Origin of the sequence: Saccharopolyspora sp. 6V (assembly GCF_020176785.1) — a bacterium.
GTDB classification, from domain to species: Bacteria; Actinomycetota; Actinomycetes; order Mycobacteriales; family Pseudonocardiaceae; genus Saccharopolyspora_C; species Saccharopolyspora_C gregorii.
Window position 1 is genome coordinate 1 of record NZ_JAIUKB010000069.1, and the last position, 13,233, is coordinate 13,233.

14 protein-coding genes are annotated in these 13,233 nt (G+C 72.8%); 4 read left to right on the plus strand and 10 right to left on the minus strand.

Going from position 1 to position 13,233, the window contains the following annotated elements; translation table 11 throughout:
• Positions 1-116: 116 nt before the first annotated feature.
• Positions 117-1,115 carry an NAD(P)-dependent alcohol dehydrogenase gene (locus tag LCD35_RS14620; RefSeq protein ID WP_224977887.1) on the minus strand — a complete coding sequence of 333 codons (999 nt, stop codon included), beginning with the start codon at positions 1,113-1,115 and terminating at the stop codon, positions 117-119.
• Between the two features lie 81 nt (positions 1,116-1,196).
• On the opposite strand from LCD35_RS14620, the gene LCD35_RS14625 reads away from it, so the two are divergent.
• The gene (locus tag LCD35_RS14625; RefSeq protein WP_224958251.1) at positions 1,197-2,087 is read left to right on the plus strand and encodes an AraC family transcriptional regulator; all 891 of its coding nucleotides are present in this window, start codon (positions 1,197-1,199) and stop codon (positions 2,085-2,087) included.
• Positions 2,088-2,213: 126 nt separating this feature from the next.
• Here LCD35_RS14625 and LCD35_RS14630 read toward each other — a convergent pair whose 3' ends face one another.
• Complete coding sequence (locus tag LCD35_RS14630; protein WP_224977890.1) at positions 2,214-3,488, minus strand: MFS transporter; 1,275 nt, start codon at positions 3,486-3,488, stop codon at positions 2,214-2,216.
• A 445-nt stretch (positions 3,489-3,933) separates the two neighbouring features.
• On the opposite strand from LCD35_RS14630, the gene LCD35_RS30740 reads away from it, so the two are divergent.
• Complete coding sequence (locus LCD35_RS30740; RefSeq protein WP_373690084.1) at positions 3,934-4,011, plus strand: putative leader peptide; 78 nt, start codon at positions 3,934-3,936, stop codon at positions 4,009-4,011.
• A 61-nt stretch (positions 4,012-4,072) separates the two neighbouring features.
• Positions 4,073-5,398 carry an MFS transporter gene (locus LCD35_RS14635; RefSeq protein WP_224958249.1) on the plus strand — a complete coding sequence of 442 codons (1,326 nt, stop codon included), beginning with the start codon at positions 4,073-4,075 and terminating at the stop codon, positions 5,396-5,398.
• On the opposite strand, the gene LCD35_RS14640 is transcribed toward LCD35_RS14635, so the two are convergent.
• The 7 genes from LCD35_RS14640 to LCD35_RS14670 all read right to left on the minus strand — a co-directional run bounded on the left by LCD35_RS14640 (position 5,399) and on the right by LCD35_RS14670 (position 10,528).
• Positions 5,399-5,587, minus strand: coding sequence for a DUF397 domain-containing protein (locus tag LCD35_RS14640; RefSeq protein ID WP_224958247.1), 189 nt, complete (start codon positions 5,585-5,587; stop codon positions 5,399-5,401).
• 10 nt (positions 5,588-5,597) lie between these two features.
• Entirely contained in the window at positions 5,598-5,933 is a 336-nt protein-coding gene (locus tag LCD35_RS14645) for a Scr1 family TA system antitoxin-like transcriptional regulator (protein ID WP_224958255.1), read from the minus strand.
• A gap of 10 nt (positions 5,934-5,943) precedes the next feature.
• The gene (locus LCD35_RS14650; RefSeq protein WP_224958245.1) at positions 5,944-6,267 is read right to left on the minus strand and encodes a hypothetical protein; all 324 of its coding nucleotides are present in this window, start codon (positions 6,265-6,267) and stop codon (positions 5,944-5,946) included.
• A gap of 256 nt (positions 6,268-6,523) precedes the next feature.
• The gene (locus LCD35_RS14655) at positions 6,524-7,666 is read right to left on the minus strand and encodes an LLM class flavin-dependent oxidoreductase (RefSeq protein ID WP_225044339.1); all 1,143 of its coding nucleotides are present in this window, start codon (positions 7,664-7,666) and stop codon (positions 6,524-6,526) included.
• A gap of 296 nt (positions 7,667-7,962) precedes the next feature.
• The gene (locus LCD35_RS14660; protein ID WP_224958241.1) at positions 7,963-8,868 is read right to left on the minus strand and encodes an SDR family oxidoreductase; all 906 of its coding nucleotides are present in this window, start codon (positions 8,866-8,868) and stop codon (positions 7,963-7,965) included.
• Positions 8,869-8,928: 60 nt separating this feature from the next.
• Positions 8,929-9,918 carry an alcohol dehydrogenase catalytic domain-containing protein gene (locus tag LCD35_RS14665; protein ID WP_224967953.1) on the minus strand — a complete coding sequence of 330 codons (990 nt, stop codon included), beginning with the start codon at positions 9,916-9,918 and terminating at the stop codon, positions 8,929-8,931.
• Between the two features lie 10 nt (positions 9,919-9,928).
• Positions 9,929-10,528 carry an NADPH-dependent F420 reductase gene (locus LCD35_RS14670; protein ID WP_224958237.1) on the minus strand — a complete coding sequence of 200 codons (600 nt, stop codon included), beginning with the start codon at positions 10,526-10,528 and terminating at the stop codon, positions 9,929-9,931.
• A gap of 193 nt (positions 10,529-10,721) precedes the next feature.
• Here LCD35_RS14670 and LCD35_RS14675 point away from each other — a divergent pair, with 193 nt between their 5' ends.
• Complete coding sequence (locus tag LCD35_RS14675) at positions 10,722-11,333, plus strand: TetR/AcrR family transcriptional regulator (RefSeq protein WP_224958236.1); 612 nt, start codon at positions 10,722-10,724, stop codon at positions 11,331-11,333.
• Between the two features lie 236 nt (positions 11,334-11,569).
• Here LCD35_RS14675 and LCD35_RS14680 read toward each other — a convergent pair whose 3' ends face one another.
• On the minus strand, positions 11,570-13,207 hold the full coding sequence (locus LCD35_RS14680) for an ABC-F family ATP-binding cassette domain-containing protein (protein WP_224958235.1): 1,638 nt from the start codon (positions 13,205-13,207) through the stop codon (positions 11,570-11,572).
• Between the last annotated feature and the right edge of the window lie 26 nt (positions 13,208-13,233).

Consider the following 13,233-nt stretch of genomic DNA (forward strand, 5'->3'; position numbering starts at 1 on the left):
GAGGACAGCTTTTTCCCTCGTGGCGGAGCCACTCGGGAAAAAGATCCCGCAGCGAGGGAACCGCTGAGGTTCCGCCACCTCGGTGCTCCGCGAACCGAGTTCGGCAACAGTCGAGTTCAGTCCCCGATGATGACCTTGCCGATCGTGTCCTTGGTGGCGAAGTGGGTGAACGCGTCGGGGGCTTCGTCGAAGGGGAAGGCCCGGTCGATGAGCGGGTGCAGCCGGTGCTGTTCGAGGACGCGGATCATCCGTTCGAAGTCGCTGCGGCTGCCGACCGCGATGGCCCGCAGCGTCGCCCCGCGGCCCAGGAACGCCCCGAGGTCCAGGCCCGCCCCGTCGGCGAGATTCCCGACCAGCGAGATCAGCCCGCCGTGGGCGAGGGCGCGCAGCGACTGCCCGATGGTCCCGGCCCCACCGATCTCCACCACCCGGTCCACGCCGCGTCCCCCGGTGCGCGCCCGCACCTCGTCGCCCCATTCCGGGACGGCGGTGCGGTCGACGACCTCGGTGGCCCCGAGCTCGCGCAGCCACCGCGCCTTCACCGGGCCGGACGTGGTGATCAGCACCCGCGCCCCGGCCAGGCGGGCGAACTGCAGCGCGAACATGGAGACGCCGCCGGAGCCCTGCAGCAGCACCGAGTCACCGGCGCCGATGCCGTCGAGCGCGGAGAACGCGGTGAGCGCGGCGCAGGGCAGCGTCGCGGCCTCCTCGAACGACAGGTGTTCCGGCACCGGTAGCACGGAGTGCTCGGCGACGGCGACGTGCTCGGCGAGCCATCCGTCGCGCTGCACCCCGTACAGCTCGCCCCAGCCGTCGAGCGTCCCGTGCAGCCACTCCGGGTGGAAGGTGCTCATCACCCGGTCCCCCACCTGGAAGCCGCGCACGCCCGCGCCGACCGCGTCGACGGTGCCCGCGGCGTCGGACAGCGGGATCCGCCCGGGCGGCACCGGCATCGAGTAGCGCCCTGCCACGATCCGCAGGTCGCGGGCGTTGATCGAGCGGGCCCGGACCCGCACCAGCACCTCCCCGGCGGCCGGGGTCGGCACCGGGCGTTCCCGCGGCCGGAGCGGTCCGCCGTCCCCGGACACCTCGAACGTGCGCATCAGTCGTCCCATGCCCTCGACCGTAGCCCGGCACTGCTGGACGGCACGTACCCTTCCGTCCGTGATTCGGTGCAGTTCGTCCAGGGGCGGCGCGTGGACCCGGTAGACGACCTCCTCGCCACCATGCGGATCGAGGAGTCCCGGTACGTGCGGATGGCGGCGCGCGCGCCGTGGGGCATCGCGTTCCGCTCCCGGCAGGTGGCGCGGCTGGTGCTGATCACCACCGGATCGTGCTGGCTGACCGGGGCGAGCCTGCCCGAGCCGGTGCGGCTGACCGCGGACGACTGCGTCCTGGTGCGCGCGGGCACCGAGTTCGCGCTGCAGGACGAGCCGGGGCGCCCGCTGGTGGACTGCGAGGGCGCGGTCCGGTTCGGCGGGGACGGGGAGCTCACCGAACTGGTGTCCGCCCGGTTCAGCTTCGACGCGGTCGCCGCGGACGCGCTGTTCGGGCTGCTGCCGCCGCTGTTCCGGCTGCGCCTGGACACGGTGGCCGGCGAGCTGCTGCGCGGCACGTTCGACCTGATCGCGCGGGAGTCCGCGGCGGCGGGGCTCGGCTCCGGGTTCGTCACGAGCCGCCTGTCCGACGTGCTGTTCGTGCAGGCGGTGCGCGCCTGCTGCGCGGACGTCGGCGGCGGCACCGTCGGCTGGGTCGCGGCGCTGCGGGATCCGCGGCTGGCCGGTGCGGTGCGGGCGCTGCACGCGGACCTGGCGCACCCGTGGACGGTGCGGTCGCTGGCGCAGGTGGCCGGGATGTCGCGGTCGGCGTTCGCGGCGCTGTTCAAGGAGCGGACCGGCGACACGCCGCTGAGCTACCTGGCGGCGTGGCGGACGTACCGCGCGAAGGCGCTGCTGCGGGAGACCTCGTTGAGCGTGCAGGAGATCGCGGTGCGCGTCGGCCACCCCACCGGCACCGCGCTGAGCCGCGCGTTCCTGCGCCGCGAAGGCGTCTCCCCCACCACGTGGCGCGCGACCCGCACGCGGTGAACGGCCCGCCTCCCTGCCGAACGGACCGCTCGCCGGAGGCGGTCCCCGCTCGGGCCGATCACCTGCGGCGATCAGCAGGCCGGACGGCTCGCACGGCCGGTCGGGCGGGCCGTTCAGCCGGGGTGATCAGCGCGTCGCGACCACCGGGGCCGGGTCGTCCTGGAGGTCCCAGCGGCGGCGGCGCAGCACCACCGGCACCTGGTCCCCGCGGTCCTGCGCGGTGAGCACGGCCGCGCGCACCCGGCGCCACCACACCGCGGTGCGGAACGCGCTCAGCAGCAGCACCACGACGAGCGCGAGCAGCGCCACCCGGTACCCGCCGCCCGCCAGCTGCAGCACCAGGCCGACGGCGAGCACGCTGAGCGCGGTGGCGCTGTGCCCGCCGACGTTGGCGATGCCGGTGGCGGTGCCCACCTGGCTGATCGGGTTGTAGTCGCGGACCAGCGCGAACGCGACGCTGGAGACGGGCCCGCCCATCGCGAACACCAGGAACGCCCCGCACACCACGGCCAGCGGCGGCCGCGCGAAGCTCAGCAGCACCAGCCAGGTCAGCCCGTTGGCCGCGAGGTAGCCGAGCACGAGCGGCATCCGGCAGGCGGGGAACCGCCCGATGATCGCGCCGACGAGCGGCCCGCCCGCGACCTGCCCGATGATCAGCAGGCTGAGCACGACGCTCGCGGTGGCGGGCGGCACGCCGACGCCTTCGACGAGGTACGGGTAACCCCACAGCAGGCTCAGCGCGTTGGGCACGAACATGGTGCCGAAGTGCGCCCAGAACGCGAGCCGGGTGCCGGGGATCGACCAAGCGGACCGCACCTTCCGCAGGATGGCGCCGGCGTCCTCGGCGCCGGAGGTGGTGCCGGGCACGTCGCGCACCACGCCGGTCGTCACGCCCGCGTAGGCGGCGGTGATCGCGCCGACGAGCAGGAACGTCCACGTCCAGCCGAGGGCCCCGAGCAGCGCGGTCAGCGGGAAGGTGGCGGCGACGCCGCCGAGCGCGCCCGCCGCGGCGGACAAGGTGGCGACGAGCGCGTACTGGCGGGCGGAGAACCGGGTGGCCACGAGCCGCAGGATGCTCACCCAGGTCAGCGCGTCACCGACGCCGAGCACGCCGCGCGCCAGCAGCCCCATCGGGTAGGAGGTGGCGAGGGCGAACAGCAGCTGCCCGCAGCCGAGCAGCAGCACCGCGGCGGTGAGCACGCGGCGGGACCCGAACCGGTCCACCAGGAGCCCGGTGGGGATCTGCATGGCGGCGTAGATCCCGACCTGCAGCACGGTGAACGCGCTCAACGCGGCGGGCCCGACCTCGAACCGGTCGATGGCGAGCGGGCCGGCGACGCCGAGCGTTCCGCGGTGGAACACGGCCGCGAGGTAGGTGAGGACGGCGGCGCCCCAGATCAGCCACGCCTGCCGCGCCCCGCTTTCCGCTGATCGGGACGGCGGTGGGGTGCTGCCCGGGTTCGCCGAGGTGGCGGCCACTCGGGTGATCGGTGGCGGTGCCCCGCCGCTGCGATCACGGTCGTCCGATTGCCGACTCTCCGGTCGGTCGCCTGCCACGTCGTGCCCCTTCCGCGCTTTTTCCGGTTCCGCACTCATCGTCGTCGGCCGAGCGCGAGAAGTTAGCGCCCGAAAGCGTGGAATCCGCCACAGTGACCATCCACAGTGGACACAACGTGGTCCGGTCCGCCCAGACGCGCACCGCATCCGCCCGAACCCGCTGGCCCGCGGGGACCTCCGCCCCGTCCCGGCGGCGAGCGGGGACGCGACCGCATCCCAGCATCCGGGACGAGGTGGGCATCGACACCGGTTCGTTGACAGCGGTGTCGGCCGTTCCTAGCGTCGTCGCGTGCGACCGGCCCTGCTCACCTCGCGCCACCACGTGGATCTGCTGCGGGTGGCGTCCGCGGCCTGTCCGGACTCCTGACCGCCCCCGCACCGGCCGCGCCCGCGCGCCGCACCCCGCCGCAGCCAGGAGTCCGCCGAGCATGACCACCGCCCTGACCGAGCCGGCCGAGCACGGCTCGTCGGCGAAGAACGTCCGCACCGTCATCACGTCGAGCCTCATCGGCACGACCGTCGAGTGGTACGACTTCTTCCTGTACAGCACCGCCGCCAGCCTGGTGTTCGACAAGCTGTTCTTCCCGACCGCCGATCCGGCCGTCGGCACGATGCTGGCGTTCACCACCTTCTTCGTCGGGTTCGTGGCCCGGCCGCTGGGCGGCGTGCTGTTCGGCCACATCGGCGACCGCATCGGCCGCAAGCGCACCCTCGTCACCACGATGGTCGTGATGGGGCTGGCCACGGCGGCGATGGGCGCGCTGCCGACCTACGAGCAGGTGGGCATGTGGGCGCCGCTGCTGCTGGTGCTGCTGCGGCTGTTCCAGGGCCTGGCGATCGGTGGCGAGTGGGCCGGGGCGGTGCTGATGGCCGTCGAGTACGCGCCACCCGGCAAGCGTTCGTCCTACGGTTCCTGGCCGCAGGTGGGCCTCGCGCTCGGCCTCGGCCTGGGCACCGGGTTGTTCGCGCTGCTGGGCAACGTGCTCGACGACGAGCAGTTCCTCGGCTACGGCTGGCGGATCGCGTTCGGGCTGAGCCTGGTGCTGGTGCTGGTCGGCCTGGTGATCCGGCTGCGGGTGGCGGAGACGCCCGCGTTCCAGCAGATGCGGGAGTTGCAGGGCACCGCGCGGGTGCCGTTCCTGGAGCTGTTCCGGGACCGGGCGACCCGCCGCAACACGGTGCTGGGCCTGCTGTCGCGGTACTCGGAGGGCGCGGCGTTCAACACCTGGGCGGTGTTCTTCCTGACCTACGCGACCGGCACGCTCGGCCTGCCGCGCAACGACGTGCTCATCGGCGTGATGGCGGCGGCGCTGGTGCTGGCCGTGCTGATCCCCGTGGTGGGGCGGATCGGCGACCGGCGTTCCCCGCGGCTGCTGTACGCGCTCGGCTCGGCGCTGTTCGCGCTGTCGGTGTACCCGGCGTTCCTGGCGTTCCAGCTGCGCAGCCCGCTGCTGACCGGCGTGGTGATCGTGCTGGTGCTGGGCGTGGTGCACTCGGTGATCTACGCGCCGCAGGGCACGTTCTACGCCCAGCTGTCGCCGGTGCGGCTGCGCTACACCGGCATGTCGTTCATCTACCAGTTCTCCGGGATCTACGCCTCGGGCCTCACGCCGCTGATCGTCACGGCGCTGCTCGCGGCGGGCGACGGCACCCCGTGGCTGGCGTGCGGCTACCTGGTCGCGACGGGCGCGATCGGAGCGACGGCGACCCTGCTGCTCCGCCGCGAAGACCTCCACTTCACCACCGGGCGGTGATCAGCGGCGGAAGCCGTCCTGCTTCACGCGCTCGATGAAGCCGCCGAACACCGCATCGGACAGCCGGAGGTGCGCTCCCGCCGGGTCCTTGGAGTCGCGGACCGCCGGGAACCCACCCCGTCGAGCGGTCTCGACGCAGTTGCTGCCCTGAGCGCTCCGCGACGACTTCTTCCACCCCGCGTCGGACACGCCCTGCTCCTCACTGACGACGTCGGAACTCGTCGGCCCGTTCACGCACCAACGCCACCGATTGATCAACATCCAGAGCAGAGTGGTGCAATTCGCCGAACAGCCTGGACAGCTCTGAGGTCTCCCTCGAACTGTCCACGATCCGGCCGCTCAGCGGTGTGTCCACGAATGCGATGTCGCCGGTGTTCGCGGGGAATCGCACGACGGCGAAAGACCCCTGCGGACCGATGTGCGCACCGGCGTCGAACGCCAGCACTTGAAGGACGACGTTGTCCTTCGCCGCGTGCTCCAGCAGGGCATCCAGCTGGGCGCTCATCGTGGCCACATCTCCGACGACCCGGTGCAGCGGTTCCGGGCTAGCTCCGGACGAAGGAGAGCTCGACGGACGCCAAGAACTGCTCGACGTCGGCCAGCTGCCAGCCGATCGGGGCGAGCGCCTTCTCGATCCGCTCGATCTCGCGGCGCACCTGCCGCATCGACGTTCGCCGGAGGTTCACGTCGAAACCGGCGACGAACACCGGCCTCCCCGCCTCGTGGTCCCGCCTCGCTTCCGACACGAGCTTCGACATGTAGTAGGCGTGCAGCAACCCCACGACGTCCTCCCCAGAACGAGCGGGCGAGTCCACGGCGAACACCTCCGCGCGCCCGATGTTCGAACCGTACGGAGGAACGTCCGGCACGAACACGCGTCCGCGCCGGATCTGCCGTGCGGGTCCGGATCTCCCGGCGAAATCCGGCGCTCGGCGAACCGGATCGCGCGGCGAAGCAGACCACCCGCCGAAGGGGATCACCCGGCGAAGCCGATCAACCACCCGAGCGGATCACCCACCGAACAAGATCATCCGGCGACCGGCTCACCCGCCCGAGCAGATCACGCGCCGAAGGGATCACCCGGCGAAGGGGATCACCGGCCGAGCAGATCACCCGGCGAAGGGGTCACTCCGCGAACGGGATCGCCTGCGCCGCAACGGGTTCCGGGGCGCCCGGGTGCCGCCACAGGCCCTTGCGCTCCAGGATCGGCAGCACGCCTTCGCCGAACCAGTACGCCTCCTCCAGGTGCGGGTGCCCGGAGAGCACGAACTCGTCCAGGCCCAGCGCCGCGTACTCCTCGATGCGGGACGCGACCTCCTCGTGGCTGCCGACGAGCGCGGTGCCCGCGCCGCCGCGCACCAGGCCCACCCCGGCCCACAGGTTCGGGTAGATCTCCAGGTCGTCGGACTTGCCGCCGTGCAGCTCCAGCATCCGCCGCTGGCCTTCCGACTCGCTGCGGGACAGGCCCTGCTGCACCTGCTCGATCGTCGCCGGGTCCAGCGCGTCCAGCAGCCGCCGTGCCTCCGCCCACGCCTGCTCCGAGGTGTCCCGGCTGATCACGTGCAGCCGGATGCCGAAGCGCGGCGTGCGGCCCTGCTCGGCGGCGAGCGACTTGATCCAGGCGATCTTCTCGGCGACCTTCGCCGGCGGCTCGCCCCACGTCAGGTACACGTCCGAGTGCTTCGCGGCGACCGCACCCGCCGCGGGCGAGGAACCGCCGAAGTAGACCTCCGGCACCGGGTCCGGCGTGCGGGTCAGCTCCGCGCCCTCCACCCGCACGTGCTCGCCGCTGAAGTCCACCCGCTCGCCGCGCCACAACAAGCGCACCACGTGCAGGAACTCGTCGGCGCGCGCGTAACGGCCGTCCTTGTCCAGGAAGTCGCCGTAGGCGCGTTGCTCGTGGCTCTCCCCGCCGGTGACGACGTTCAGCAGCAACCTGCCGCCGGAGTGCCGCTGGTAGGTCGCCGCCATCTGCGCGCCCAGGGTCGGCGACAGCAGGCCGGGGCGGAACGCCACCAGGAACTTCAGCCGCTCGGTGACCTCGGTGAGCATCGCCGTGGACAGCCACGCGTCCTCGCACCACGCGCCCGTCGGCGTCAGCGCGCCCTCGAAGCCCAGCTGCTCGGCGCTGCGCGCGATCTGCCCCAGGTAGGCCAGCGTCGCCGGGCGAGCCCCGCCCGCCGTGGAGGTCTTCACCCCGTGACCGCCGCCGACGAGGTAGCGGCTGTCGCCGTAGGTGGGCAGGAACCAGTGGAACGTGAGCGGCATCGGGCTTCTCCGGAACGGGTGCGAAGGAGGACGTCAGGGCGCGCTGCGGCAGGAACCGCCCGCGACGGGACGGAAACCCGGCGGCGGAACCCCGCGCGCGGGGCAGTGGCGTCAGCCGCGACAGCGCTGCGCCGCGACGCGCACGAAGTCCACGTGGCGGCGTCGGGTCAGCAGCGGCGGGATCACTTTTCTATCCGAGCAAAGGCCCTGTGCGCTGTCAATGAGTCCTTCTTCATGCCACCGCCGGGAACGGAGGCCACCGCCGTGCTCGACGGCTCCCGCTCCCGGCGCGGCCGCTAGTCCGCGACCGCCTGCTCGGCGTCCGGGACGACCAGCGGGTAGTGCCGCGCGAAGAACTCGCGGTAACCGGTCGGACGGTAGCCGATGAGGCGCTCCAGATCACCGGTGCTCGCCCCGAACTCACCGCGGTTGATCGCCGCGGTCCACTCCGCCATGAACTCGGCGAGGGAGCGGGGCACGCCCAGCTCGGCGATCAAGCCGTCGACGTAGTCCTCCGGCGCGACGGGCACGTGCGGCACGGGCGCGCCGTGGACCTCGCTCAGCGCGGCGGCGATCTCGCGGAACGAGCCGGATTCGCTGCCGCTGAGCGTGTAGGTCGTGTTCTCGTGGCCGTCCTCGGTGAGCACCGCCGCGCTCGCCGCCGCCAGGTCGCGCCGCAGGGCCGGCGCCACCGCGCCCGCGCCGTCGGGCACCCGCACCCCGTTCCGGTAGGGGTCGGCCCCCAGGTTCGTGCCCAGCACGTCGAGGAAGATCGGCTGCCGCAGGACCGTCCAGGTCAACCCCGAGGCCTGCAACGCCTGTTCGGCGAAGACGTCCGAGTCCGTGACACCGGGCTGCCGGACGTCCGAGCCTTCGTCGCGCTGGACGGCCGTGAAGACCACGTGCTCGACCCCGGCCTGCTTCGCCGCGGCGATCGCGTTGAAGTGCTGCGCGTTCCGGTCGCTGAGCGCGACGGCCGAGACCAGCAGCAGCCGCTCCACCCCGGCGAAGGCCCGGACGAGCGACCCGTGGTCGAAGTAGTCGCCGCGGCGCACCTCGATGCCCCGCTCGGCCAGGTCCGCGGCGCGGGACGGGTCGCGGGCGAGCCCGACCAGCCGTTCCGCGGGCTGGCTGCGCAGCAGCTGGTGCAGGGCGGCCCGACCGAGATGGCCGGTCGCGCCGGTCACCATCAACTTTCCCATCGTTCCCGTCTCCTGTTTGGTGGTGATCGTTCGGTGGTGATCGTTCGGCGCGGGCCGAGCTCAGAACCTGATCACGGTCTTGCCGACCGTCCGCGCGCTCTCGACCAGTTCGTGGGCCCGCAGCATCGCCGCCGCGGTGCGGCCGTCCAGCACCGTGGTGGCGATGGGGCGCAACCGGCCCGCGACGACGTCCTGCACCAGCGCGGCGAGGATCCGGCCCTGCCCGTCGAGTCCGGCCGTGATCCGGCTGAACACCATCTCGGTGTGCAGCGACAGGGACTTGGCCGCGAGCGGCATCGGGTCGAGCGGGCCGGTCAGGTCGACGGCGGAGAGGTGGCCGAACGGCCGCAGCACCTCCGCGATCCAGCCGAGGTTGCCCGCGGTGCCCGCGGTGGACAGCACCAGGTCGACGCGGTCGATCCCGGCGGCGCGGAGCTGGGCGGGCACGTCCCCGGTGTGGTCGACGACCACGTCCGCGCCCATCGCCGTGCACCATTCGCGCGATTCCGGGCGCGAGGCCGTGGTCGCGACCAGCGCGGACGTCCTGCTCTTCAGCAGCCGCGTCGCCAGCGTGCCCACCCCGCCGGCACCGCCGACGACCAGCACGCGGTCGATTCCCGCTGCCAGGTCGTCGTGCTCGCGGAACAGCGCCTCCCACGCCGTGAGGCCGGCGATGGGCAGCGACGCGGCGTCGGCGAAGGGCAATTCGTCCGGGATCAGCGCCACCACCCGGTGGTCCACCGCGACCCGTTCCGCCCAGGCGCCGTCGCGCGCCATGTCCCCGGTGCCCAGGACGCGGTCGCCGACCGCGAAGCCCGCGGTGGCCGGTCCCACGGCGCGCACGACCCCGGCGAATTCCCAGCCCAGGACGAGCCGTCCACCGGTTTCGGCGCTGCGGGTCCGCCGGACGGCCGCCTCACCCGGGTTGATCCCGACGGCGTGGACCTCCACGAGCAGGTCCGCGTCCCGCAGCCGCGGTTCGGCGACCTCGACCGGCTCGATCGCGAACGCGTCCAGCGGATGGGCCTGCCGGTAGGCGAGTGCCTGCATCAGCTCCCCCTCAACCCTGCTTGAGCGCGTGCAGCGCGGACAGCGGACCGCCGACCTGCATCAGCCGGCCGCCGTCGCGCAGCGCCCCGATGTCCACCGGCGCGAACCCGATCTCGTCCGCGACCGCGTGGAAATCGGCCTTCGCGGCCGCGTCGTCCCCGGCGTAGAAGAGCAGCCGACGGCCTTCCGGGTGCCGGGGGTCGGGAGCGATGTGCTCGGCGAACAGCGTGTTGAACGCCTTGACCACCCGCGCGCCCGGCGCGTGCCGGGCGACGAACTCGCTGCCCGTGTCCGCACCGAGGTCGACGAGGTCAGCGGGCGTCACGCCGGTCATCTGGTTGGTCGTGTCGACCAGGATCCGGCCGTTCCACGCGGGCAGTTCCGCCAGTGCGGCGGGGATGTCCGACCACCGCACGGCGAGGAACACCACGTCGGCCGCGGCCGCTTCCGCGACGGTGCCCGCGGTGGCCGACGGGCCCAGCCGTGCCACGACACCGCGCAGCGAGGCCGGACCGCGGCCGTTGCTGAGGACGACGCGATGGCCTGCCGCGACGAGGTGACCGGCGATGGCCTGCCCGATGGCGCCGGCTCCGATGGTTCCGAAGTGCACGAGTCCTCCCGGAGCGCGTGGGGCGTGCGGCCCCACCAGTTTTTGATGACGATCGCCATCAAAATTAATGATGACGATCCGCATCAATACTTGTCAAGGCACGTCGAGCTCGTTTTGATGACGGGTATCATCGACCGGGCGACATGCCGACCGGGGCCGCGCGACACGGGCCCCGCGCGCCGAGGAGGCCCAGGTGCCACGCATCACGCAGGAGCAGAAGAAGCTCAACCGCGAACGGATCGTCGGCGCGGCGGGCGAAGGTTTCCGGCTGCGCGGCATCGACGGGATCGGCATCGACGAGCTGATGAAGGCCGCCGGGATGACGCACGGGGCGTTCTACAACCACTTCTCCTCGAAGGAGGACCTCGCGCTGGAGGTCTTCGCCCGCGGCTTCACCGACTCGCTGGCCGCGCTCGACGCCATCCGCGAGTCCCATCCCGGTGCCGCCGGCGCCGCCCTGGACGCCGTGGTCGAGCAGTACCTGACCGCCGACCACCGCGACCACCCGGAAACGGGCTGCGCCTCGGCCGCGCTGGCCGCCGACGCCGGACGCCACGGCGCCGCGGCCCAAGCCCAGTACCAGCGAGGACTCGCGGGCTACTTCGACACCATCACCGACCTGGTCCGCGAATCCGCGCACGAGGCCGGCACCGAACCGGACCCGGCGGAATCCCGCGAGCAGGCGGTCGCCCTGTTCTGCCAGCTCGTCGGCGCCCTGGTCGTCTCCCGCGCCGTCGCCGCGGCCGACCCCGAACTCTCCGAAGAAGTCCTCGCCGCCAACCGATCCCGGCTCACCGCGAACTGAGCTGATCTTGCAGCGGACCTCGTCGTTCTCCTGTCAGCGGCGCAGCCGCTGAGCCGCCGACCACGCACGCAGCCCGACCACCCGCGGGTTCTCAGCGGCTTCCTCGCGAGGACAGCGTTTTCTCCTGTGGCGGAGCCACCGGTGAAAACGATCCCGCAGCGAGGAAGCAGCTGAGGTTCCGCCACACCCGTGCTACACGGCAGAAGTGGAACGACTGGCAGTGAGGTTCCGCCGCCTCAGAGCTCCACGACTCGACCATCGTCAACCTGCAACCGCCGCGTCACGTGCACCGCGTCCAGCATCCGGCGGTCGTGCGTGACCAGCAGCAGGGTGCCGGTGTACGACGCCAGCGCCGACTCCAGCTGCTCGATCGCGGGCAGGTCCAGGTGGTTCGTCGGCTCGTCCAGCACCAGCAGGTTCACCCCGCGCGCCTGCAGCAGCGCCAGCGCCGCCCGCGTCCGCTCCCCCGGCGAGAGGGTGTCCGCCGGACGCAGCACGTGCGCGGCGACCAGCCCGAACTTCGCCAGCAGCGTGCGCACCTCGGCCGTCGGCCAGTCCGGCACCTGCGCGGCGAACGCGTCCAGCAGCGCCTCGCCGCCGAAGAACAGCCCGCGCGCCTGGTCCACCTCGCCGACCACCACGCCGGAGCCCAGCGCGGCACGGCCCTCGTCCGGCGCCACCCGGCCCAGCAGCGCGGCCAGCAACGTGGACTTCCCGGCGCCGTTCGCGCCGGTGATCGCCACCCGGTCCGCCCAGTCGACCTGCAGGTCCACCGGCCCCAGCGACCACGGGCCGCGGCGCAGCACCGCGCCGTGCAGGGTCGCCACCACCGAGCCGGAGCGGGGCGCGGCGGCGATGCTCATCCGCAGCTCCCACTCCTTGCGGGGTTCCTCCACCACGTCGAGGCGTTCGATCAGGCGCTCGGTCTGCCGCGCCTTCGCCGCCTGCTTCTCGGTGGCCTCGCTGCGGAACTTGCGGCCCACCTTGTCGTTGTCGGAGGCCTTGCGGCGGGCGTTCTTCACGCCCTTCTCCATCCACGAGCGCTGCGAGCGGGCCCGGGACTCCAGCGCGGCGCGGGTGTCGGCGTACTCGTCGTACTGCTCGCGGGCGTGCCTGCGCGCGACCTCGCGCTCCTCCAGGTAGGCCGCGTAACCGCCGCCGAACGAGCGCACCTGCTGCTGCGCCAGGTCCAGCTCCACAACCCGGGTGACGGTGCGCGCCAGGAACTCGCGGTCGTGGCTGACCAGCACCGTTCCCGCGCGCAGCTCGGCGACGAAGCGCTCCAGCCGTTCCAGGCCGCCCAGGTCCAGGTCGTTCGTCGGCTCGTCGAGCAGGAACACGTCGTAGCGGCTCAGCAACAGCGACGCCATGCCCGCGCGGGCCGCCTGGCCGCCGGACAGGCTCGTCATCGGCTGTTCCAGCGCCGCGTCCAAGCCGATCTCGGTGACCACGTCCTCGGCGCGCTCGGCGAGGTCGGCGCCGCCCAGCGCCAGCCAGCGGTCCAGCGCGGTGCTGTAGGCGTCGTCCGAACCCGCCGCGCCCTCGGTGAGCGCCTCCGTCGCCGCGTCCAGCTCGCGCTGCGCGGCCGCCACCCCGGTGCGCCGCGCCAGGAACGCCTGCACCGACTCGCCGGGGTTCCGGTCCGGTTCCTGCGGCAGGTAGCCGATCGTCGCCGTCGGCGGGCTCAGCCGCACCGAGCCGTCCGTCGCGGGCGCCAGTCCGGCCAGCATCCGCAGCAGCGTCGACTTGCCCGCGCCGTTCACCCCGACCAGGCCCACCACGTCGCCAGGGGCGACGACCAGATCCAGGCCGGAGAACAGGACGCGCTCGCCGTGACCTGCGGCGAGCCCCTTCGCGACGAGTGTGGCGCTCATAAGGACTGCGATCCTAATCCCCGCTC

What these genes read in the sequence shown, in the direction of transcription:
- LCD35_RS14635 (WP_224958249.1), top strand. Translation starts at nt 4,073, where the DNA reads ATGACCACCGCCCTGACCGAGCCGGCCGAGCACGGCTCGTCGGCGAAG.
- LCD35_RS14655 (WP_225044339.1), bottom strand. Translation starts at nt 7,666, where the DNA reads ATGCCGCTCACGTTCCACTGGTTCCTGCCCACCTACGGCGACAGCCGC.
- LCD35_RS14620 (WP_224977887.1), bottom strand. Translation starts at nt 1,115, where the DNA reads ATGGGACGACTGATGCGCACGTTCGAGGTGTCCGGGGACGGCGGACCG.
- LCD35_RS14660 (WP_224958241.1), bottom strand. Translation starts at nt 8,868, where the DNA reads ATGGGAAAGTTGATGGTGACCGGCGCGACCGGCCATCTCGGTCGGGCC.
- LCD35_RS14665 (WP_224967953.1), bottom strand. Translation starts at nt 9,918, where the DNA reads ATGCAGGCACTCGCCTACCGGCAGGCCCATCCGCTGGACGCGTTCGCG.
- LCD35_RS14680 (WP_224958235.1), bottom strand. Translation starts at nt 13,207, where the DNA reads ATGAGCGCCACACTCGTCGCGAAGGGGCTCGCCGCAGGTCACGGCGAG.